Origin of the sequence: Citrobacter sp. 21OH12SH02A-Citro, from assembly GCF_027919895.1 — a bacterium.
GTDB classification, from domain to species: Bacteria; Pseudomonadota; Gammaproteobacteria; order Enterobacterales; family Enterobacteriaceae; genus Citrobacter; species Citrobacter braakii.
This window is the reverse complement of sequence record NZ_CP114801.1, coordinates 2,753,835-2,775,493: the sequence shown is the minus strand read 5'-3', so window position 1 is coordinate 2,775,493 and position 21,659 is coordinate 2,753,835. Positions and strand designations below refer to the sequence as shown.

Sequence of the window (21,659 nt, the reverse complement as noted above, 5' to 3'; positions counted from 1 at the left end):
TGCTCCGGCGCGAGTATGTACGCCGGAGCAAGGGGAGAGATTAACGTGGCAGGGCGGTTCCCCATTCACGCCACTCTTTTGGTTCGCTTTCGAGCAGCAGGAAGTGTTTACCTGCCTGCGCTTTCGGGGCCAGCGGCGTACCCGGTGGCGTAGCGAAGGCGATTCCGCCGCGAATGAACTGATTGAAGGTACCGGTCTTCACGACGCCGCCGGTCAAACCAAAGTCGAGATTGTATCCTGATGCCAGCCAGAACACGGAGTTGTTCCGCACCAGATGCTGATAGCGCTGGCTAATGCGCATCGCCACCATCACGCGGTCAGAAAGCGAGCCCAGCGTCAGCCCGGTGACGGTCCCCACTTCAATGCCTCTGAACAGGACTGGCGTACCGATATTCAGCGAACCTGCTTCCGGCGCTTCTACCACAATACTCAGACCATCGAGGTAACGAGAGTCGGTAATGGTGGCTTCCTGCAGTTCAAAATCACGGCGCGGGTTACCGCGTCCTGGTTCAACGTTAATATACGGCTGTAAGATCGTATCCAGATGCTCGACGCCTGCCGCTGAGATTTGCGGTGTGATCACGGAGAAGCGGGTACCGCTACGGGCAAAAGTCTGCACGTATTCCGGATACAAAACTGCTTTTGCCTGAACTTCGTTACGGGCGGTGATTAGCTCAAGCGTCTGGATCTGGCCGATATCGATCCCCAGGTAGCGAATTGGCATGCCGGCCGCGAGTTTACCGGCATCGAACGCGTGCAGGGTTATCTGGCCGCCCACCGCACGCGCGGCAGTTTCGGAAGCATACAGAATACGCTTGTCGCCTTTTCGTTGGCTGGCGCTGGCGCCGCTGAGGTTATCGAAGCTAATCGCCCCTTTGAGCGCTCGCGACAGGGGAGATGCCTGTACGGTCAATCCGCTACCGTTAAGCTGAACCTTTGCCCCGCCTTCGGCCCAGAATACGCTGTTGCTGGTCAGCAGGTTGCGATATTCCGGTTTGATATGCAGATCGATATCAAACGCATCGGCGCGTGGGCGAACGCTAATCACTTCACCGACCTCGAATTTGCGGTATAACACCACCGAACCGGCCTGCACATCAGGCAGCGTTTCGGCGCTCAGGCTGAGCGTGGTAGTTGGCAGATCGCTCAGGCTGTTTTCAATCGCTTTTTCCAGGTTGGCATACAGCGGGTAGCTTTTTTTCATTTCACCCTTGGTACCGGGCAAAATACGAATGCCGCCGCTGAGCCATTCGCTGGCGCTGGCGCCAAGGAATTCCACGCCATCAAGCCCGACCTTGACGTCAACGCGGCTGTTGACCACGAACTTACTGTCACCTTGCACCAGGGCGCGATGCTGTGGTTCGATGGCAACGGTAAATGAAACACCTTTGCCAGAGAGCGTGCGATCAATCACCTGACCGACCTGTACGCCGTGAAGAATCAGTGGCTGACCGGCATCAATACCGTAACTCTCCGGCGCGATCAGCGTAAGTGTCATGACGCCCGGATCGTGTAACAACGACTTCTCAGCAGGAATAACCGCAAACTGGTTACGCGGCTCGCCCTCGCCAGGTACCAGCTCGAAAGTTTTGCCCGTCAGTAGCGAACTGATATTTGCATCGTTTAACGATAATTTAGGGCTGTGTAATTCAATCCGCGTATTGTCGCGCAGCAGCGTTACTACGCTGGGATCAACCGTCATTTCGCCGGTCACTTTACCGCCCGGATTTAAATCTAGTTTGGTCAGTTGCCCGACTTCTAATCCTTGATACATCAGCGACGTTGAGCCGGCCTTGAGTCCATCGCCGCTGGGTAAATCAAGCTTGACGATCACTCCCCGCTGGCTGTGCGCGAGATCCTGATACAAACCAAACGTGTCATCGGCCACCGCGGGTTTAGAGTCTTCGGGCGAATCAAAAGCAATGGCGCCATTGACCAGCGCCGCCAGACTCTCCAGCTTGATTTTCGCTCCGCTGAGGCTGACATCCGCATTCACACCGGACACGTTCCAGAAACGGCTGCCTTTTTTCACCAGGTTGGTAAAGCGACGTTCGATCAGCACGTCGATGGTTACGCCCTGATGATTTGGGTTGATGGTGTAGTCATACACCCGGCCCACCGGAATCTTGCGGAAATAAACCAGCGAACCGCTATTGAGCGACCCGAGGTCGGGGGCGCGCAGATGCAGCATCAAATCGCCATTATCCAGACGATATTTGGGCTGCGTATCGAGGGCGACGAAATGATCTTCCGGCTCGCCGGTTCCGGGCATCATGCCGATATAGTTACCGCCAACCAACGCATCCAGACCAGAAACCCCCGCCAGCGACGCTTTCGGCGTGACCAACCAGAACTGGGTATCTTTGCGCAGAGCATCTTTCATGGTCGATTTGATGCTGACGCGCACTTCAATTTTGCGTAGATCTTCGCTGAGGTTGATATCCTGCACGGTGCCCACTTCAACGCCCTGATAGCGAACGGGAGTACGGCCCGGCACAATGCCGTCAGCAGACATAAAGTCAATGGTTACGGTATTGCCGCGATCTTCATAGCTTCCCCAGATAAGCCATCCTGCAATCATCAGCGCGATGAAAGGCAGCAGCCAGAACGGAGAGATACGGCGTTTAGTTTTAATCTGCGCTTCAGTCTGCGAAGCGGGCGTTTCCTGACTCATGTGCATCCCAAAGTAAGCGGCTGTCCAGCCATTCCACAGCAAGAATAGTCAATATTACCGCTGCGCCGAAATAAAACGCAGCTGGCCCCATAGTAAAAGCAAGTATCTGATCGCGATTAATCAGCGACATGGTTAAAGCGATAACAAAGAGATCCAGCATCGACCAGCGACCAATCCAGGTCACCATACGCAGCAGTTTGATGCGGGTACGCAATCCTTGCTCACATCTAAAATGGATGCTGATGAGCAACGTAAACATCACAATCACTTTGGTGAATGGCACCAGAATACTGGCGATAAAAACAATCGCCGCTACGCCAACGTTGCTGTTCGCCAGGGACATTATGCCTGACAGGATCGTGTCTTCCTGGCGGCCGCCATTGACATAAATTACCGAGATGGGCAGCAGATTAGCAGGCAAAAGCAGGACGATCGAGGCCAGCAGAGCAGCCCAACACTTTTGGATACTTTGATTCCTGCGCCAGCGCAACGGGATATGACAGCGAGGGCAGCGACCTCGGGCGTCCGGATAACCTGTAAAGTGGCAACCGAGGCAGACGCGAAGTTTTTCATCGGGCCGACGGGCTGGTCTTTGCGGATAGAAACGGTCCCAAAGCTGCTCAACGTTAAGGTGCGACAGCGTCAAAACACTGAGGATCACCAGCGCAATAAAAGCAAACAGACCTACACCGGGTTGCAAAAAAGCATAGTCCTGAACTTTGATTGATGCGACGCCAATGCCCACCAGATAGATATCAAGCATCACCCACTCTTTGAGCCTTTCCAGCATCAGCAGCACTGGGCGCAGGTTCATCCCAAGAATATTGCCAAACCACAGATAAGCGATTGAGGTCACGAGAATGATGGGCGCACCGGCAACGCAAAAGAGTACGAAGGATGCGGTGAGTGGGTCGCCTTGTCGGGTCATTTGCCAGATGCCTTGCAGCACATTGGCGTCAATGCGCACACCTAATAAATAGATGTGCAGGAGCGGTTCTCCCCAGGCAAAGGGCATCAGCAGCAGCATGGTGAAAGCCATAGCCGCCAGTCGTGTTAATGACCAGTCGCGTCCGTCACGAATTTTTGCCTGACAGCGTGGGCAAAATGCACTTTGGTGCGAACGCATTTTAGGCAAGCTAAAGATCAGGTCACATTCAGGGCAACGATGGTAATGCGCACGAGGGAGTGCATCACCAATGGACCTGATGGCTATTTTTTTAGTCGGCGTGATGCGTGGTGTCGTTAAGGCCATGTATCGCGAATCAAATTGTTGAAGTAATGTTATCTTAACTCATGACGGGAATGATCTTGAGCATTAACGCATTTAATGTTTATTTTAGTAGGCTGCAGCTTTAAGTAAGACAACTAAGTGATTACATAATGAACAAAACAGAGCTATACACGGATCTGAACCGTGACTTTCAGGCATTAATGGCAGGTGAAACCAGTTTTCTGGCAACGCTGGCAAATACCAGCGCGTTGTTGTACGAACGTCTTGCAGAAGTAAACTGGGCCGGTTTTTATCTGCTCGAAAACGATACGCTGGTGCTGGGGCCTTTCCAGGGAAAAATCGCCTGCGTGCGGATCCCGGTAGGACGCGGGGTGTGTGGGACCGCAGTAGCGCAGAACCAGGTTCAGCGCATTGAGGACGTTCATGCTTTTGACGGACACATCGCATGTGATGCCGCCAGCAACGCTGAAATCGTCCTGCCAATCACCGTCGAAAATCAGATAATCGGCGTGCTGGATATCGATAGCACGGCGTTTGGCCGCTTTACTGACGAGGATGAACAGGGGCTGCGAACGCTGGTGGCACAGCTTGAAACCGTGCTTGCAACGACGGATTACAAAAAATTCTTTGCGCGCGTCGCAGGATAATCAACGGATAACGTAGCAATTACTGATGACGTCATTATAATGTCGCCTGTTCATGCCTGCGCTTGTTGGCTACGTCCGTTGTAATCAGGAAATTTCATGGAAAATCAACCTAAGTTGAATAGTAGTAAAGAAGTCATCGCGTTTCTGGCCGAACGCTTCCCGCAGTGTTTTAGTGCGGAAGGCGAAGCGCGCCCACTGAAAATTGGCATTTTTCAGGATCTGGTAGAGCGTGTTGAGGGCGAAATGAACCTCAGCAAGACGCAGCTCCGCTCTGCCTTACGTCTCTATACTTCAAGCTGGCGCTATCTGTATGGCGTTAAATTGGGCGCAACGCGTGTTGATCTCGACGGCAACCCTTGTGGTGAGCTGGATGAGCAGCACGTTGAACATGCTCGCAAACAGCTGGAAGAAGCTAAAGCCCGCGTTCAGGCGCAACGTGCAGAGCAACAGGCGAAAAAACGCGAAGCAGCCGCTGCTGCTGGTGAAAAAGAAGACGCACCGCGTCGCGAGCGTAAGCCGCGTCCTGCACCGCGTCGTAAAGAAGGCGCTGAGCGTAAACCTCGCGCTGAGAAACCAGCAGCAAAAGCACCGCGTGCTCCTCGTGAAGAACAGCATACCCCGGTATCTGATATTTCAGTACTGACGGTAGGGCAGTCTCTGAAGGTGAAAGCAGGTAATAATGCGATGGATGCCACCGTATTAGAAATCATCAAAGATGGCGTCCGTGTACAGCTGAATTCGGGTATGTCTTTGATTGTACGCGCAGAACACCTGGTGTTCTGAAACGGAGGCCAGGCCTGGCATGAACACTTTTTTTAGGCTTACTGCGTTAGCTGGTCTGCTTGCATTAGCAGGCCAGGCACTTGCTGTGGAAGATATCACGCGTGCCGATCAAATCCCCGTTTTAAAGGAAGAAACCCAGCATGCGACGGTAAGTGAACGTGTGACATCGCGTTTTACGCGTTCGCACTATCGCCAGTTCGATCTGGATCAGGCGTTTTCGGCAAAAATTTTTGACCGCTATTTGAATCTGCTCGACTACAGCCACAACGTGCTGTTGGCGAGCGATATCGAACAGTATGCAAAAAAGAAAACGGTCCTTGGCGATGAACTGCGTACCGGCAAGCTGGATGTTTTTTACGATCTCTATAATCTGGCGCAAAAACGCCGATTTGAACGTTATCAGTACGCTTTAAGCGTACTGGCACGTCCAATGGATTTCACCGGTACCGACACCTTTAACCTCGACCGGAGCAAAGCGCCATGGCCGAAGAGCGAAGCAGAGCTTAACGCGCTGTGGGACGGCAAGGTTAAATTTGACGAACTCAGCCTGAAGCTGACCGGCAAAACCGATGCGGAAATTCGTGAAACGCTGACGCGTCGCTACAAGTTTGCGATTCGCCGTCTGGCGCAGACCAACAGCGAAGATGTGTTCTCTCTGGCGATGACGGCTTTCGCCCGTGAGATCGACCCGCATACTAACTATCTCTCTCCACGCAATACCGAACAGTTCAATACTGAAATGAGCCTGTCTCTGGAAGGTATTGGCGCGGTTTTGCAAATGGATGATGACTACACCGTCATTAACTCCATGGTGGCGGGCGGCCCGGCAGCCAAGAGCAAAGCAATAAGCGTTGGCGACCGTATTGTCGGCGTGGGTCAGACCGGTAAGGGAATGGTCGACGTGATTGGCTGGCGTCTGGATGACGTTGTTGCGCTGATCAAAGGACCCAAAGGCAGCAAAGTTCGCCTTGAAATCCTGCCTGCCGGTAAAGGAACCAAGACGCGTACCGTCACGTTAACGCGTGAACGTATTCGTCTCGAAGACCGCGCCGTGAAAATGTCCGTGAAAACCGTTGGCAAAGAAAAAGTCGGCGTACTGGATATCCCAGGCTTCTATGTTGGCCTGACGGATGATGTCAAAGTTCAGTTGCAGAAGCTGGAAAAACAGAACATCAGCAGCATCATTATCGATCTGCGTACTAACGGTGGCGGCGCGCTGACCGAAGCCGTTTCGCTCTCCGGTCTGTTCATTCCTTCCGGCCCGGTGGTTCAGGTTCGTGACAATAACGGTAAAGTGCGTGAAGACAGCGATACCGACGGCGTTGTGTACTACAAAGGCCCGCTGGTAGTGTTAGTCGATCGCTTCAGTGCTTCGGCATCAGAGATTTTTGCTGCGGCAATGCAGGATTATGGTCGTGCGCTGATCGTTGGTGAACCGACTTTCGGGAAAGGCACTGTACAGCAGTATCGCTCTCTGAACCGTATTTATGATCAGATGCTGCGTCCGGAATGGCCGGCGCTGGGTTCTGTTCAGTATACGATCCAGAAATTCTACCGTGTAAACGGTGGCAGTACGCAGCGTAAGGGCGTTACGCCGGACATCATCATGCCGACAGGTAATGAAGAAACGGAAACCGGTGAGAAGTTTGAAGATAACGCGCTGCCGTGGGATAGCATTGATGCTGCGACTTACACCAAATCAGAGAATCTGACGCCGTTCGGACCTGAATTGTTAAAAGAGCACAATGCACGTATTGCCAACGATCCTGAGTTCCAGTACATCATGAAGGATATTGCGCGTTTCAATGCGATGAAGGATAAACGCAACATCGCTTCTCTCAATTACGCTCAGCGTGAGAAAGAGAATAACGAAGATGACGCAATGCGTCTGGCGCGTATCAACGATCGGTTTAAGCGAGAAGGTAAGCCGCCGCTGAAAAAACTGGACGATTTACCGAAGGATTACCAGGAACCAGATCCCTACCTGGATGAAACGGTAAAAATTGCGCTTGACCTGGCGCATCTTGAAAAAGAAAAGCCAGCGGAACAGCCCGCAACCAGTAAATAACCTCCAACAGGCACAAGAAATTGTGCCTGTTTTTTTAACAAACGCATGAAGACGTCAGTGTGATACGATAAAATGTAAAGTTGTGTCTTTCTGGTGACTTAGCACCTATGGATGCTTGAAAATAGCCATAAGACCCATACGATATGGGTAATCGCATAGTGCGTTTTGTTAAATTGAGGTTAAAAGAAAATTATGATGCGAATCGCGCTCTTCCTGCTGACGAACCTGGCTGTGATGGTCGTTTTCGGGCTGGTATTGAGCCTGACAGGGATTCAGTCAAGCAGCGTTCAAGGCTTGTTGATCATGGCACTGCTGTTTGGTTTTGGTGGTTCCTTCATTTCGCTGCTGATGTCCAAATGGATGGCGTTAAAATCCGTTGGTGGGGAAGTGATCGAACAGCCTCGCAATGAAAGAGAACGCTGGCTGATGAATACGGTAGCGAATCAGGCTCGCCAGGCTGGGATCGCTATGCCGCAGGTTGCAATCTACCATGCGCCAGATATTAACGCGTTTGCTACCGGTGCGCGTCGGGATGCTTCGCTGGTGGCTGTGAGTACAGGCCTGTTGCAAAACATGAGCCCGGACGAAGCCGAAGCCGTTATCGCGCATGAAATCAGCCACATTGCTAATGGCGATATGGTTACCATGACGCTCATTCAGGGTGTGGTGAACACCTTCGTTATCTTTATCTCACGTATTCTGGCGCAAATTGCCGCTGGCTTTATGGGCGGAAACCGCGATGAGGGTGAGGGCAGTAACGGCAACCCATTGATCTACTTCGCAGTGGCGACGGTGCTGGAACTGGTGTTTGGTATTCTGGCGAGCATTATTACCATGTGGTTCTCACGTCATCGTGAATTCCATGCGGATGCCGGTTCAGCAAAACTGGTGGGGCGTGAGAAAATGATCGCCGCGCTGCAGCGTCTGAAAACCAGCTATGAGCCGCAGGAAGCGACCAGCATGATGGCGTTCTGCATCAACGGTAAATCCAAGTCGTTGAGTGAGCTGTTTATGACTCACCCGCCGTTGGATAAACGTATTGAAGCGCTGCGCAGCGGAGAGTATTTGAAGTAAGTTAATGGCTGTCACGGGGCACCCGTTGCTCCGTGACTCATAAAACATAATGGCTATTTAAAGCTATCGATTAAAGCCTCGCCCAGACTATTCTGTCCCAGTTCAGCTTAACCTCTCATTCCGTCATTTTTCTCTGCCGGGGACGAAAATATTCCTTGTCGCTTTATCTCTGGTAAAAACATTAGAGCCCCGCTGGCTGGCAAAAAGAACAGTGCCGGGCATTTGATGAAACCCAGTGGTAGACGGGCTATCATTGACAGCCCGTCTGGTAGGAAAAAACTAAATCAGAACTGGTAGTTTAACGATACCCAATAGTTACGGCCCGGGTTTACATATCCCGTAGTGGATTGCGCAGTCTGATAGTAATCTCCTGCGTAGGTGCTATTACGCCCCACCTGATAAAGTTTAACCTCGCTAAAGTCTTTATCCAGCACGTTATTGACCGCCGTATTCAGCGTCAGATCTTTGGTCAGCTTATAAGACATTCCCATGTCGAGAACGGTCCAGGCTTTTAAATCAGCGCCTTTATCGTCATAGACGGCCTTTTGTACTGCGCTGAGGTTGTTGTAATTTTCGGTAAAGCGTGGAGCTTTACCGCGATAACGTGCGCTCAGCCAGGCATTCATATCTTCCGTTGCCTGCCAGTTCAGGCGAGCATTAGCCATATGTTTTGGCGTGTAGCTTAACGGCGCGCCTTTATTGTCACCATCTTTTTGCTTGCTCTGGGTGTAGGTGTAGTTGAGGGATAAAGTCAGCACATCCGACCACAGAGGGAAGGTGCTGGCAAATTCAACGCCATCGGTCCTTGCCTTTCCGCTGTTGGTATAGCTGTTGGTATTATCATCGATAGAATACGAGACAATTTTATTTTTGTATTCGGTATAGAAGCCGGTAATGTTGGCGTTCAGCCCGGTGTCGTTCTCGTAATACAGCCCGGTTTCGTAGCTGATACTTTCCTCAGGTTTTAGGTCCGGATTACCGACCGTATTCACGGTTCCTTGCGCGGTTACGCCGCTGATCCCGTTATGTAACTGGCTCAGTGATGGCGCTTTATAACCTGTCGTCACGCCACCTTTGAGCGTCCATTCGTCGGATACGTCCCAAACCATATACGCTCGTGGGCTGAGATGGCCGCCAAAGACATCGTTATGCTCGTAGCGTGTCCCTGCGGTTAAGGCCAACGAGTCGAGAATATGCCATTCATCTTCTACATAGGCTGCCCACGTTTTTTGATGGAACTTTTCGCCGGTATTGGCCAGCACCACACCGTCTTTCATGCGCGCATCCCAATATTCCCCGCCGAGGGTTAAGAGGTGCGAATCACCTAATGGCGTCAGCAGTACTGAGTCCAGAATGACGTTGGTGTTCTTCAGTTCACGTGCGTCACCGGCCCGGCCTGCGTTCTCTGGCGTGAGTGCGGAGGAGACCAGTTGTCGTCCTTTGTTCTCAGTTTCATTCCAGCCGAGGGAGGATTTCCAGGTGCCGAACGTTAAGGCGGTATCGTGGCCGAGGGTGACTTTGTTACGCTCATAGCGCAGCGTTTTATCGTAACCCCCCGTCAGGTTACCCAACTGACCGTCATCGTTATCATAGCGCTGTCTGGCGGAGTCGAGATCTAACCATAGCGTATTGCTTTCATTCGTCTTCCAGTCGAGTCGCGTGCCGATGTTATAGTTTTCTGACTCGGTAGGATAAGGTACGCGGGTGGAGGAGGTATCGCTCAGGGAGGTAACGCTGGAACCCTGACGTTGGGTGGTGCTACCCCGAACCTGCATATCCAGTACGCCAGCGATTAACGGGCCGCTTGACCAGAAGTTGGCGACCGTGCTGTTACCCCATTTATTACTCTCTTGCAGGTTAACGCCGGTATTGATGGAGGTGCTCCATTTATCGGTGCTTTTTTTGGTGATGATATTCACCACGCCACCGATTGCGTCGGAGCCATAAAGCGTCGACATCGGGCCGCGGATCACCTCAATATGATCGATTGCCGCCAGTGGAGGCATAAAGCTGGTATTCATAGCTGAGAAGCCGTTTGGCGTCACATCGCTGCTGCCGTTTTGACGAATACCGTCAATCAGGATCAGGGTATAACTGGCGGGCATGCCACGAATGCTGATCTCCAGGCCACCGGTTTTACCGGTGCTGCTTTCAACATCCACCCCTTCAACAGAACGCAGGGCTTCGCCTAAATCATTATATTTATTGGTTTGTAACTCTTGCTGTGAAATAACGGAGACGCTGGCGGCAGCGTTGGTGATTTTCTTTTCGTAACCGGAAGCGGTTACCACCATAACATCTTCAGCGAAGGCCAGGGGACTGGAAAATCCTAAACAGGACAGAACAACAGAAGCAACAGGTTTTAAACGCATAGTCAAACTTCCTTTGTTAAAAATTCAAAGGAAGTAAGATAATTGATGGGAATGATAATAAAAATAATTATCATTATATGTTTACATAACTTATCACTTCTGGTGTTTTTCTTGAATAAATATACATAAATTGTCATTAATTTTAGCTAAGTAAATAGCTGAAATGACCAATAATTAGTATTTGTAATCATTAGGTTGTAATTAATTTGCCATTAATTGAATGGCTAACATTTAATCTATTTTCTGTGATTCAGAGGGTACTCAATTAGGAGTATCAGAAAAAAGTATGATAATTTTAGAAAATCGTCATACTTTTCTGCGCCGCATCATTTTTTTCGTCATTTCAGTCCGCCATAATCCCTTCCCCAGGAGACCGTTTAACGGCATTGAATCGTTGAGCGGCATAAAAATAACGCAAATCTGGATAACATAATGATTAAAGGCAAGCTGGCACTGCTTACGTGCGCATTGACTCTCGCATTAACCTCACCACTTCTCGCCGCGCAAAATGTGAGCGAGGGGCAGACGTTGAAGCTGGCAATTGGACCTGAGCCAACGGAAGGGTTTGACCCGATGCTGGGCTGGAGTCATGGCAGCTATTTGCTTTTGCATGCACCATTATTAAAACAAAACGCAGATATGAGCTGGGGTAACCTGCTGACGGAAAAAGTTGAAACCAGTGCTGACGGCAAAACCTGGACGTTGACGTTAAAACCCGACCTTAAATTCTCCGATGGTTCCCCGCTAACCGCTGAAGATGTGGTGTTCACCTATAATAAAGCCGCAAAGAGCGGCGGCAAAATCGACATGGGTAACTTTACTCATGCCAGCCTGAAAGATAACCGCACGGTAGAAATCACGCTGCGCAGCCCGCAGAGCACCTTTGTGAACGTGCTGGGCTCTTTGGGTATTGTTCCGGAAAAACGGTATGACGAAAAAACATTCGCCAAAAATCCGATTGGCGCGGGCCCTTATCGGTTGGTGAGTTTTCAGCCGGGGCAACAGCTGATCGTGGAGGCGAACCCCTGGTATGCCGGTAAGAAAAATGATTTCAGTAAGCTGGTGTTTGTCTTCCTTGATGAAGATAACGCTTATGCCGCAGCGCGCAGTGGTCAACTGGGACTCGTGCGTATCGCGCCTTCGATGGCGGTCGCCCCTCAACAGCAGAATTTGAAGCTTTGGGTACGCGACAGCGTGGAAAATCGTGGCATTGTGTTCCCGATGGTTCCAGCGGGTAAAAAAGACGCCAATGGTTATCCGATCGGTAACGATATTACGGCTGATATCGCCATCAGACGCGCCATCAACTACGCCATCGATCGTAAACAACTTGCCGATCAGGTCATGGAAGGTCATGCGATTCCGGCGTATAGCGCGGTTCAGGGCCTGCCATGGCAGGGACAGTCAGTTGCGTTCAAAGATGGCGACAGCGAAAAAGCGCGGATGATTCTGGAAGAAGCCGGCTGGAAGGTGGGGAAAGACGGCGTACGCGTGAAAGACGGTAAAGAGGCTCGCCTGACTCTATGGTACGCCAGCGGAGACAGTACGCGCCGGGATTTAGCCGAGGCCGTACGTGCGATGCTGGAGCCCGTGGGTATTCAGGTCTCGCTGCAATCCGGAAGCTGGGAAACCGTTGAGCGGCATATGCATGCGAATCCGACGCTGTTTGGCTGGGGAAGCCTGGATCCGATGGAGCTTTTCCATCACTACAGCAATCAGGCCGCGGGCGTGGAATACTACAATCCAGGCTATTACAGCAATCCCGTCGTTGAACAACATCTTAAACAGGCCATTGATGCTCCGGACTGGCAAAAAGCGTTGCCTTTCTGGCAACAGGTGGAGTGGGATGGCAAGCAAGGGGCTGGGGTGCAGGGCGATGCCGCCTGGGCATGGCTGCTGAACATTCAGCACACTTATCTGGCAAATCCGTGTATTGACTTAGGCAAAGGCGCGCCGGAGATTCACGGTAGCTGGTCCCTGCTCAATAATCTGGATGAATGGACCTGGACCTGCCGTTGATGAAGTCTGTTGTAGGCCATTTTCTACGGCTGATAGTGTTATTAGTGCTGGTTGCGGCTGGCACTTTTATGCTGCTCAGCTTTTCTCCTGTCGATCCGATTCGCGCCTATATCGGCAACGATCTCCTGCACGTGCCGCCGGAACAATATGCGCGTATCGCTGCTCGCTGGGGATTAGACCAGCCGTTATGGGAGCGTTTTGGTCACTGGTTTATACGTGTATTGCAGGGCGATCTCGGCTACTCAATGTTGTTTAATGCACCGGTTGCCAGCGTAATCAAGGAGCGCTTTGCAACTTCGTTTGCCTTGCTTGGCGGCGCGTGGCTGCTCTCCGGCATACTGGGAACGGCAATGGGGTTTGTCGCGGGTCGTTATCTGAATCGCTGGCCGGATAAAGCAATCTGTCGACTCAGCTATCTGCTTTCGTCGTTGCCGACCTTCTGGATTGGCATGCTGCTGCTGGCGTTATTTGCCGTGCGCTGGCCGGTATTTCCGGTCTGCTGCGCGTGGGAGCCGGGCAACAGTGGTGATATGGCCACGCTGGCTGAGCGTCTGCGCCATTTAGTGCTGCCCGTTTGCGCGCTAAGTTTATTGGGACTTGGCCAAATTACACTTCATACACGGGAAAGTATCGCCAGCGTGATGAAAAGCGATTTTGTCCGTTTTGCGCGTTCTCAGGGAGATAAAGGCTGGTCGCTGCTGCGTCATCAGGTTCTGCGCCATGCTATCACGCCCGCGCTGTGCCTGCAGTTTGCCTCGCTGGGAGAATTGCTGGGCGGCGCACTGCTGGCGGAAAAAGTTTTTGCTTATCCGGGACTGGGACAGGCCACTATTGATGCCGGATTACGCGGCGATCTGCCGTTACTGATGGGAATTGTGTTGTTCAGTACCGTGTTAGTGTTCATTGGCAACTCGCTGTCTACCTGGCTTGTCCATGTGTTGAACCGTGCTCTGGAGCGACCTGATGCTCTATAATCCGACGCCGACGCTGATTCGTCTTCTGCTCTCTTTTAGCTGCCTGCTAGGCATTGCGGTGTATGGCGCCGCGACGCTGGATAACCCATTGAGCGTTAATCTGCTTGCCCGTCATCTACCGCCTGATGCGCTGTATTGGTTTGGCACCGATAACCTCGGTCGCGATCTGTGGATTCGTTGCTTTCAGGGCGCGTTAACCAGTCTGCAAATTGGTATTGGCGCAGCGTTTTGCAGCGGCTTCATCGCATTACTGATGGCGGCGGTTTCACGTATACATCCGCGTCTGGATGTACTAATGCGTCTGATTACCGATGCCATGCTGTCAATGCCGCATCTGCTGTTGCTCATATTGATCTGTTTCACGCTGGGCGGCGGAAAAAATGGGGTGATTATGGCGGTTGCGTTGACCCACTGGCCGCGTCTGGCGCTAATCCTGCGTGCCGAAGCGCAGCGCGTGGCCCACAGTGACTATCTGACGTTAACCTGGCGTCTGGGACACGGACATTTTTACTGCTGGCGGCATCACTATCTCCCGGCATTGTTACCCCAGTGGTTAACGGGAACCTTGCTGATGTTTCCCCACGCGGTGTTGCACAGCGCGGCGTTGAGCTTCCTCGGTTTTGGGCTGGCGCCGCATGAACCATCGCTGGGCCTGTTGCTGGCTGATGCGCTGAGGTTTATCAGTCATGGCGACTGGTGGTTAGTGCTGTTTCCCGGGCTGATGCTATTCAGTCTGGTTATGTTATTCGATCAGCTCGCAAGGGCAGTGCATCGTTTATGGTTACGAGGTGACGCATGTTGAGTTTAAGACAGGTCTCGCTGGACGTGGCGCGTTATCGCTGGTACGGCGCGAGAAACTGGTCTTCGCTGTTGCAGGATATCTCTTTCGACGTAGCGCCAGGTCAGATGGTGGCGTTAGTTGGGGGAAGTGGGGAAGGTAAAAGCCTGTTGCTGCAATGTCTGCTTGATCTCTTACCGGACAATTTGCGTTTCAACGGCTCCATCACCCTGGAAGGGAAAACGCTGGATAGTGATGATATTCGCAAATGTCGTGGCAATACTTTCAGCTATGTCCCGCAAGGCGTTCAGGCGCTTAACCCGCTGCTCTCGATTGAAAAGCATCTGCGCAGGGCAAGTCAGCTCTCTGGCCAGGCCTGGAATGCCGGAAAAATTGAACGATTGCTCCAGCGTAGCCAACTGGAAAGTCGCGTATTAGATGCTTTCCCACGCCAGCTTTCGGGGGGGATGGCGAAACGTGTTCTGGCCTGTCACGCGTCGCTGAGCCAGGCTCGCTATATTCTGGCTGATGAAATTACCGCCTGGCTTGATGCACCGCTGGCTAATCAACTGCTTGAACAGCTACGTGAGCAATGTGAGCAAGGGGCTGGCGTTTTATGGGTAACGCACGACCTTACGCTGGCCGCTCGCCACGCGGACCGCATTGTCGCGCTGCATCAGGGAAGGGTGTCGGATAACGTCAGCCGGGAACAGCTGTTACGCGGAGAGATCAGCGAGCATCTGCAACGCCAATGGCGGGCGCTGCCTGAAAGAAATCAACTTTTTGGAGAGCGCGATGCTGTGCTGTCGTGAGGTGACGATTTGTCAGGGAGGAAAGGTGCTATGGCAAAATCTGACCTTCTCTCTGCGCCCCGGAGAACGCATTGGGGTTTGCGCACCCAGCGGAACCGGCAAAACAACGTTGGGGCGCGTACTGGCGGGCTGGCAAAAACCGACCTCGGGTGACATTCTGGTTGATGACCAACCGCTGCCAATGCACCAGTATTGCCCGGTGCAACTGGTGCCACAGCATCCGGAATTAACCTTTAACCCCCGGCGTAGCACTGGCGATGCGGTTTATGATGCCTGGCGACCTGATGCTGAACTGCTTACCCGTCTTCACATCAATCCTGAGTGGTTAACCCGCCGTCCCGGACAGCTTTCTGGCGGTGAACTGGCGCGAATTGCTTTACTTCGCGCGCTGGATCCGCGGACACGTTTTCTTATTGCCGATGAAATTACCGCCCAGCTCGATCCTTCCATTCAAAAAGATATCTGGGTATTACTGCTTGAAGAGTGCCAGCGTCGGCCATTAGGTATGCTCATTATCAGCCATCAGCAGGCTCTGCTTGAGCAGATTTGCTCCAGAAAACTCATTGAAGCGTGAGGCAATAACGTGCAGTAATGTCTGTTGATTAAATTGTTACGTTATATTATAACAATTCACTCGCAAACGATTTGAGGGTGAAATTTTGGCTATTCGTTTTAACAAACTGACAATCGCTCTGGGGATGCTTTTAGTCTGTGGGCAGGTTTTGGCGCATGGTCATCATTCCCATGGTGCGCCGATGAGTGAAGCAGAACAAAAGGCGTCGGAAGGGGTATTTGATGATAACCAGGTGCAGAACCGGGCGCTGTCCGACTGGGATGGCATGTGGCAATCTGTCTATCCGTATCTGGTCAGTGGCGAACTTGATCCGGTTTTCAAAAAGAAAGCGGAGAAAGATAAAAGCAAAACGGCAGAACAAATTAAAGCTTATTACCGTACAGGCTATGCAACCAATGTAGACACCATCGGCATCGAAGATGGCGTGATGGAATTTCACACCGGTAATCAGGTCGCATCGTGCAAATACGATTATGCCGGGTATAAAATCTTGCACTATAAATCAGGCAAGAAAGGTGTACGGTATCTGTTTGAGTGTAAAACCGCTGACAGCAAAGCGCCTAAATACGTGCAATTCAGCGATCATATTATCGCGCCGCGTAAATCGAGCCACTTCCATATCTTTATGGGAAATACCTCGCAGGCTGCCTTGTTTGAGGAGATGGAAAACTGGCCTACCTACTACCCTTATCAGCTGAAGGGCGAAGAAGTAGTGGATGAAATGCTGCACCATTAATCCGGGCTAACCTTATCTGTACACACCCGCCACCAGTGGCGGGTTTTTTTAATTAATAACCTGCTCTTTCCATCACCTGTCGCATTCGTTAGCATATTGTATCGCAGCAAGTGCATGTGTTTTTTCAGGAAGAGGTTAACGTGTTCGCAGAGTATGGAGTTCTGAATTACTGGACGTATCTGGTGGGGGCTATTTTTATCGTGCTGGTACCGGGGCCAAATACGATATTTGTGCTGAAGAACAGCGTCGGTAGGGGAGTAAAGGGGGGTTATCTCGCCGCCAGCGGTGTGTTTATTGGTGATGCCGTGTTGATGTTTTTGGCCTATGCCGGTGTTGCTGCATTGATTAAAACAACGCCCGTTTTGTTCAATATCGTTCGTTATCTTGGCGCTTTCTATTTACTGTATCTTGGCGCGAAGATCCTGTATGCAACACTGAAATCGAAAGCAAGCGACGCCGCGCCCGAGGAAGTCCCGTTTGGCGCTATTTTTAAGCGCGCATTAATCCTGAGCCTGACCAACCCCAAAGCTATTCTGTTTTATGTGTCGTTCTTCGTGCAGTTTATTGATGTCAATGCGCCGCATTCAGGGCTGTCATTCTTTATTCTGGCTATTACGCTTGAGATAGTGAGCTTTTTCTATTTGAGCTTCCTTATTTTCTCCGGCGCGTTTGTGACGCAATATATCCGTACGAAGAAGAAACTGGCCAAAGTGGGTAATTCCCTTATCGGCCTGATTTTCGTTGGTTTTGCCGCCCGTCTGGCCACGCTTCAATCGTGATGCCATCGGCCCGCTGATTGCGGCGGGCCTTTAATATTGCGCTCTGCTTTTCATTTAAAATCGTAGGGTTGTAACCAATAAATGGTATTTTAAATGTATATTTTGAGGCGTACCCTGTGTACAGCAGCGGTTCAATATGACTCGCTGGTTGTCGACTGGAAAAGGGAAGAAAAATGCTTCAAATTCCACAGAATCATATCCATACACGCTCTACGCCATTCTGGAACAAAGAAACGGCGCCTGCCGGAATTTTCGAACGCCACCTTGATAAAGGGACCCGAGCCGGGGTTTATCCTCGACTTTCGGTTATGCAGGGGGCGGTCAAATATCTCGGATACGCAGACGAACACAGTCCGGAGCCAGTAGAGGTGATGATTATTGAAGCCGGTCAGTTTGGCGTTTTTCCACCGGAAAAATGGCATAACATCGAAGTGATGACCGACGACACTTACTTTAATATCGATTTTTTCGTCGCCCCGGAAGTTCTGATGGAGAGTGCAAATCAACGAAAAGTCGTGCGCACCGGCAAGGAGTAAATCATGGGTAAAGCAACCTATACCGTAACCGTGACCAATAACAGCAACGGTGTTTCTGTTGATTATGAAACAGAGGCGCCAATGACATTACTGGTGCCGGATGTGGCAGCTGAAGTGGTCAAAGATCTGGTCAATACCGTGCGTTCGTACGATACCGAAAATGAGCACGAAGTCTGCGGGTGGTAGGCATTAGTCACTGCTACTGATTGAATATATTAGTTTTTAATCTAAAAACCGCACTGCGCTTTGACGGCGCAGTGCGTTTTTTTGTGGGCGAAACAGGGAAATATCCAGAAAGGATTCCTTAAGAATACCTTAAGAGATTCGCATTGATTGCTAATAGTTGATCATTCACAGGGGTTATGATCGCGAAACAGATATAAAACAGAACATCGCGCTTATGAAACTCAATACCCGACTTACATTACCCACAATCATTCTCGGATTAGCCATCGTGGCGATCCCGTTCGCCGCGAACTGGCATCTCCCGCTACTAAACGGTACTGTCGTCAGCTGGATTGAAAATGGCCAGGCGCTATGGCTGCTGTTTGGTGCCATATTTACACTCAGTTACATCAGGCCCTTATCACGTCCCGAAGGCGAGAAGCAATTTTGGCTTTGGGCGGCAGCGTGGTGGCTGGTATTACTGGGCCGAAGCACAAGTTGGGGCCGCGATTATTTTCCTGAGCATCCTAAACTCCTGTTCCGGGCTATCTCAGTGGTATTGATTGCCATGATTATTCTGCCAGTGCTGATTTCGAAGCGCTTACGCCAGGATATTGCCCGTCGCTTTCGCAATGAACCGCTACCTCTGTGGCTGTTAGCGATCACCACCTGTGCATTTTTGATCTCCGATACGGTAGAGCATCATCGTCTGCTGGCTCCCATCTTTCTGCACAATGCTCAGTATGGCGATCTGATTGAAGAACTGTACGAACTACCGTTTATGGCGGGATTGTTTCTGATGAACCTCGGCTTTATGCGGCGGGATAAGCAGGAGGAAGCTGCATCCATCCGCTTCAGTGAACCACAGCTGGCGAAGTCATGAGATAAGGCCTGAGTCTGGAAAGCCAGACTCAGGCGATGATGGCGGTGATTTACGCAATAGCCTCACACAGACGTGACTTCATATCGCTATACGTTTGTGCGGCATATTTTTCTGCCCAACCCTGATCGGTAATGTGCTCAATATTTACGGCGCAATATTTGGTTTCCGGCGTTTTCGAAATAGGATCGAGATTGTCCTGGGTTAACTCGTTACACGCGCCAATCCACCATTGATAGGTCATATAGACCGTTCCGGCATTGATGCGCTCGGAGACATCCGCGCGGCTGATAACCTTACCGCGGCGCGAGCTGACCCATACCAGATCGCGATGACGAATACCCAATTTTTCAGCATCATGGGTATTGATTTGCACATACCCAGGCTCGTCTGCCAGCGCTTGCAACGCTGCGCAGTTGCCGGTCATCGAACGGCAGGAGTAGTGCCCAACCTCACGCACGGTACACAGCACCAGCGGATATTGTTCATCAGGAACTTCTGCTGGCGCTCGCCACGGTGCGGCAAACAGTTTGCCTTTGCCATTGGCGGTATCAAACTGGCTGCGCGCGTAAAGGTAGGGTGTACCAGGACTATCGAGATCCGGACATGGCCACTGAACATGACCCATCTCACCCATTTTCTCATAGGTCACGCCGTAGAACAGTGGACACAGCTCGCGCATCTCATCCCAGATTTGCTGGTTATTTTGATACTGCATTGGATAGCCCATTTCGCTGGCCAGCAGGCTGATAATCTCCCAGTCACGCTTTACATCACCAGTGGGTTCAATCGCTTTCTCAAAACGCTGGAAACCGCGATCGGCGCAGGTAAAGACGCCACCGTGTTCACCCCATGAGGTGGCAGGCAGGAGGACATCGGCCATTTCCGCCGTCTTGGTCATGAAGATATCCTGCACGACGATAAAATCGAGCGCGTTAAATCCTTCGCGGACCAGACCCAAATCGGCCTCGGTTTGCAGCGGATCTTCTCCCATGATGTAGTAGGCTTTGATTTTGCCTTCGATAGCCAGATGCGGAACTTCGGTGATGCGGGTTCCAACCTTGTCATCCATCTGATTAACGTCAATACCCCATGCGGCGGCAAATTTCTCCCTGACGGCGAAATCGGTTACGTCCTGATACCCTGGAAACTGGTTAGGCAGCACCCCCATATCGCACGCGCCCTGCACGTTATTTTGCCCGCGCACCGGGCCAACACCGACGTTAGGGCGTCCCAGATTTCCGGTCAGCAAGGCCAGGCTCGACAAACCACGAACCACGTCAACGGCCTGACCAAACTGGGTGACGCCCATCCCCCACATCACGGTGGACGATGGCGCCGCAGCAAATGTACGCATCGCCTGACGAACCTGCTGTGCGGGAACACCGGTTAAATGTTCAACGTCTTCAGGCGCATACTCCTTAACGGTTTCCCAGTATGTTTCCAGTCCTTCCGCATGCTTTTGTACATACTCGCGATCGTAGAGTTGCTCCTCAATGAGAACATGGCCAAACGCGTTGACCAGCGCCATATTGCAACCGTTTTTCAACTGCAAATGTTGGTCAGCGATACGGGCAGTTTCAATCCGGCGTGGGTCGCAGACAATGATTTTTGCGCCGTTCTGGCGAGCTTTAATTACCCGGCGGGCCACAATTGGGTGTGAATCGGCACAGTTATAACCAAAGATCAGCAGGCATTTTGAGTTTTCAATGTCGCTGATGGAATTGCTCATGGCGCCATTGCCTAACGTTTCCTGTAACCCGGCCACGGAAGGGCCGTGACAGACGCGGGCACAGCAATCGACATTGTTGGTATGGAGCACGCCACGTGCGAATTTTTGCATCACGTAGTTGGTCTCATTCCCTGTTCCACGGGAAGATCCGGTGGTCATGATGGCACGAGGGCCATAGGTATTTTTGATTTCAGTTAAGCGTTTTGCGGTGTAACGAATGGCTTCATCCCAGCTAACGGGAGTGAATTTTCCACCTTTTTCATAACGGATCATCGGGCGGGTCAGACGGGGAGTCAGAAGGCGAGTGTCGTTAAGAAAGTCCCAACCATAATAGCCTTTCAGGCATAACTGATTTTGGTTCGTTACACCCTCTGCGGCCTCAGCGCGGATGATTTTGTTATTCTCAACAACAAGCTTGAGCTTGCACCCGGCCCCACAGTATGGGCATACACTGGTGATTTTTTTCATCAATAACAGACCTGTTAAATGCTGAAATAGCGCGAATTGTAGACGCAGTCACGCGATATGCATCGCGGACTACGATGTGTCGTAGTGACGGGCTGTTTAAGCATAAAGTGTGCCAGAAGTGAAAACCCAGCAATAGCAGGGGCTGACAGCCAAAGCGTTAAGCAGAATGACTGACGATTCGACATTAATGACGAGGCGCGACAAAATTAGTCTGCCAGTCAGCGATGTAACCTTATGAAACATCGGAAAAAGATGAAAAACAGAAGTGATAGCGATCACAAATTTTAATTTTTCAGCGCTATGCTATGCTTTTATACGACGAGTGAATCGTTAATTTAAAAACATAAGTGAGGGAAA

General features: G+C 51.3%; 18 protein-coding genes. 14 read left to right on the top strand and 4 right to left on the bottom strand.

What is annotated here, in order from left to right:
* Window positions 1–40: 40 nt before the first annotated feature.
* Window positions 41–2,674 (bottom strand): PqiB family protein, encoded by a 2,634-nt coding sequence (locus O6D90_RS13455; RefSeq protein WP_016156286.1) that lies wholly within the window; start codon window positions 2,672–2,674, stop codon window positions 41–43.
* On the bottom strand, window positions 2,643–3,926 hold the full coding sequence (gene yebS, locus O6D90_RS13450) for a membrane integrity lipid transport subunit YebS (RefSeq protein ID WP_016152782.1): 1,284 nt from the start codon (window positions 3,924–3,926) through the stop codon (window positions 2,643–2,645). The genes O6D90_RS13455 and yebS overlap by 32 nt, the downstream gene beginning before the upstream one ends.
* A 128-nt stretch (window positions 3,927–4,054) precedes the next feature.
* Here yebS and O6D90_RS13445 point away from each other — a divergent pair, with 128 nt between their 5' ends.
* The 4 genes from O6D90_RS13445 (at window position 4,055) to htpX (ending at window position 8,477) form a co-directional block, all read left to right on the top strand.
* Window positions 4,055–4,552: a GAF domain-containing protein gene (locus tag O6D90_RS13445; protein WP_016152783.1), complete on the top strand. Its 498-nt coding sequence runs from the start codon at window positions 4,055–4,057 to the stop codon at window positions 4,550–4,552.
* A 96-nt stretch (window positions 4,553–4,648) separates the two neighbouring features.
* Entirely contained in the window at window positions 4,649–5,335 is a 687-nt protein-coding gene (gene proQ, locus O6D90_RS13440; protein WP_271143109.1) for an RNA chaperone ProQ, read from the top strand.
* A gap of 19 nt (window positions 5,336–5,354) precedes the next feature.
* Window positions 5,355–7,403 (top strand): carboxy terminal-processing peptidase, encoded by a 2,049-nt coding sequence (prc, locus tag O6D90_RS13435; protein ID WP_016156287.1) that lies wholly within the window; start codon window positions 5,355–5,357, stop codon window positions 7,401–7,403.
* 192 nt (window positions 7,404–7,595) lie between these two features.
* Window positions 7,596–8,477, top strand: coding sequence for a protease HtpX (gene htpX, locus O6D90_RS13430; RefSeq protein WP_003034964.1), 882 nt, complete (start codon window positions 7,596–7,598; stop codon window positions 8,475–8,477).
* Between the two features lie 284 nt (window positions 8,478–8,761).
* On the opposite strand, the gene O6D90_RS13425 is transcribed toward htpX, so the two are convergent.
* Window positions 8,762–10,849: a TonB-dependent receptor gene (locus O6D90_RS13425; protein WP_016156288.1), complete on the bottom strand. Its 2,088-nt coding sequence runs from the start codon at window positions 10,847–10,849 to the stop codon at window positions 8,762–8,764.
* A gap of 432 nt (window positions 10,850–11,281) precedes the next feature.
* On the opposite strand from O6D90_RS13425, the gene O6D90_RS13420 reads away from it, so the two are divergent.
* The 10 genes from O6D90_RS13420 to O6D90_RS13375 all read left to right on the top strand — a co-directional run bounded on the left by O6D90_RS13420 (window position 11,282) and on the right by O6D90_RS13375 (window position 19,105).
* Window positions 11,282–12,868, top strand: coding sequence for an ABC transporter substrate-binding protein (locus tag O6D90_RS13420; protein ID WP_016152787.1), 1,587 nt, complete (start codon window positions 11,282–11,284; stop codon window positions 12,866–12,868).
* The gene (locus tag O6D90_RS13415; RefSeq protein WP_016156289.1) at window positions 12,868–13,842 is read left to right on the top strand and encodes an ABC transporter permease; all 975 of its coding nucleotides are present in this window, start codon (window positions 12,868–12,870) and stop codon (window positions 13,840–13,842) included. The genes O6D90_RS13420 and O6D90_RS13415 overlap by 1 nt, the downstream gene beginning before the upstream one ends.
* Entirely contained in the window at window positions 13,832–14,644 is an 813-nt protein-coding gene (locus O6D90_RS13410; RefSeq protein WP_016156290.1) for an ABC transporter permease, read from the top strand. Before O6D90_RS13415 ends, O6D90_RS13410 begins: the two co-directional genes overlap by 11 nt.
* Window positions 14,638–15,432, top strand: a complete 795-nt coding sequence (locus tag O6D90_RS13405; RefSeq protein ID WP_016152790.1) for an ATP-binding cassette domain-containing protein — start codon at window positions 14,638–14,640, stop codon at window positions 15,430–15,432. Before O6D90_RS13410 ends, O6D90_RS13405 begins: the two co-directional genes overlap by 7 nt.
* A complete protein-coding gene (locus O6D90_RS13400) occupies window positions 15,416–16,006 on the top strand; it encodes an ATP-binding cassette domain-containing protein (RefSeq protein ID WP_016156291.1) in 591 nt (196 codons plus the stop codon). The genes O6D90_RS13405 and O6D90_RS13400 overlap by 17 nt, the downstream gene beginning before the upstream one ends.
* A gap of 124 nt (window positions 16,007–16,130) precedes the next feature.
* Window positions 16,131–16,742: a metal-binding protein ZinT gene (gene zinT / locus O6D90_RS13395; protein ID WP_231392229.1), complete on the top strand. Its 612-nt coding sequence runs from the start codon at window positions 16,131–16,133 to the stop codon at window positions 16,740–16,742.
* 140 nt (window positions 16,743–16,882) lie between these two features.
* Complete coding sequence (gene leuE, locus O6D90_RS13390) at window positions 16,883–17,521, top strand: leucine efflux protein LeuE (RefSeq protein ID WP_016152793.1); 639 nt, start codon at window positions 16,883–16,885, stop codon at window positions 17,519–17,521.
* 173 nt (window positions 17,522–17,694) lie between these two features.
* Window positions 17,695–18,057: a DUF1971 domain-containing protein YeaR gene (gene yeaR, locus O6D90_RS13385; RefSeq protein WP_005120376.1), complete on the top strand. Its 363-nt coding sequence runs from the start codon at window positions 17,695–17,697 to the stop codon at window positions 18,055–18,057.
* Window positions 18,058–18,060: 3 nt separating this feature from the next.
* On the top strand, window positions 18,061–18,243 hold the full coding sequence (locus O6D90_RS13380) for a DUF1869 domain-containing protein (protein WP_003832433.1): 183 nt from the start codon (window positions 18,061–18,063) through the stop codon (window positions 18,241–18,243).
* Window positions 18,244–18,457: 214 nt separating this feature from the next.
* Window positions 18,458–19,105 carry a hypothetical protein gene (locus O6D90_RS13375; RefSeq protein ID WP_016156293.1) on the top strand — a complete coding sequence of 216 codons (648 nt, stop codon included), beginning with the start codon at window positions 18,458–18,460 and terminating at the stop codon, window positions 19,103–19,105.
* Between the two features lie 49 nt (window positions 19,106–19,154).
* Here the strand turns inward: O6D90_RS13375 and fdhF are convergent, their stop codons facing one another.
* Window positions 19,155–21,302, bottom strand: coding sequence for a formate dehydrogenase subunit alpha (gene fdhF, locus O6D90_RS13370; protein WP_016156294.1), 2,148 nt, complete (start codon window positions 21,300–21,302; stop codon window positions 19,155–19,157).
* Between the last annotated feature and the right edge of the window lie 357 nt (window positions 21,303–21,659).

What these genes read in the sequence shown, in the direction of transcription:
- O6D90_RS13455 (WP_016156286.1), bottom strand. Translation starts at nt 2,674, where the DNA reads ATGAGTCAGGAAACGCCCGCTTCGCAGACTGAAGCGCAGATTAAAACT.
- yebS (WP_016152782.1), bottom strand. Translation starts at nt 3,926, where the DNA reads ATGGCCTTAACGACACCACGCATCACGCCGACTAAAAAAATAGCCATC.
- O6D90_RS13445 (WP_016152783.1), top strand. Translation starts at nt 4,055, where the DNA reads ATGAACAAAACAGAGCTATACACGGATCTGAACCGTGACTTTCAGGCA.
- proQ (WP_271143109.1), top strand. Translation starts at nt 4,649, where the DNA reads ATGGAAAATCAACCTAAGTTGAATAGTAGTAAAGAAGTCATCGCGTTT.
- prc (WP_016156287.1), top strand. Translation starts at nt 5,355, where the DNA reads ATGAACACTTTTTTTAGGCTTACTGCGTTAGCTGGTCTGCTTGCATTA.
- htpX (WP_003034964.1), top strand. Translation starts at nt 7,596, where the DNA reads ATGATGCGAATCGCGCTCTTCCTGCTGACGAACCTGGCTGTGATGGTC.
- O6D90_RS13425 (WP_016156288.1), bottom strand. Translation starts at nt 10,849, where the DNA reads ATGCGTTTAAAACCTGTTGCTTCTGTTGTTCTGTCCTGTTTAGGATTT.
- O6D90_RS13420 (WP_016152787.1), top strand. Translation starts at nt 11,282, where the DNA reads ATGATTAAAGGCAAGCTGGCACTGCTTACGTGCGCATTGACTCTCGCA.
- O6D90_RS13415 (WP_016156289.1), top strand. Translation starts at nt 12,868, where the DNA reads ATGAAGTCTGTTGTAGGCCATTTTCTACGGCTGATAGTGTTATTAGTG.
- O6D90_RS13410 (WP_016156290.1), top strand. Translation starts at nt 13,832, where the DNA reads ATGCTCTATAATCCGACGCCGACGCTGATTCGTCTTCTGCTCTCTTTT.
- O6D90_RS13405 (WP_016152790.1), top strand. Translation starts at nt 14,638, where the DNA reads ATGTTGAGTTTAAGACAGGTCTCGCTGGACGTGGCGCGTTATCGCTGG.
- O6D90_RS13400 (WP_016156291.1), top strand. Translation starts at nt 15,416, where the DNA reads ATGCTGTGCTGTCGTGAGGTGACGATTTGTCAGGGAGGAAAGGTGCTA.
- zinT (WP_231392229.1), top strand. Translation starts at nt 16,131, where the DNA reads ATGCTTTTAGTCTGTGGGCAGGTTTTGGCGCATGGTCATCATTCCCAT.
- yeaR (WP_005120376.1), top strand. Translation starts at nt 17,695, where the DNA reads ATGCTTCAAATTCCACAGAATCATATCCATACACGCTCTACGCCATTC.
- O6D90_RS13380 (WP_003832433.1), top strand. Translation starts at nt 18,061, where the DNA reads ATGGGTAAAGCAACCTATACCGTAACCGTGACCAATAACAGCAACGGT.
- O6D90_RS13375 (WP_016156293.1), top strand. Translation starts at nt 18,458, where the DNA reads ATGAAACTCAATACCCGACTTACATTACCCACAATCATTCTCGGATTA.
- fdhF (WP_016156294.1), bottom strand. Translation starts at nt 21,302, where the DNA reads ATGAAAAAAATCACCAGTGTATGCCCATACTGTGGGGCCGGGTGCAAG.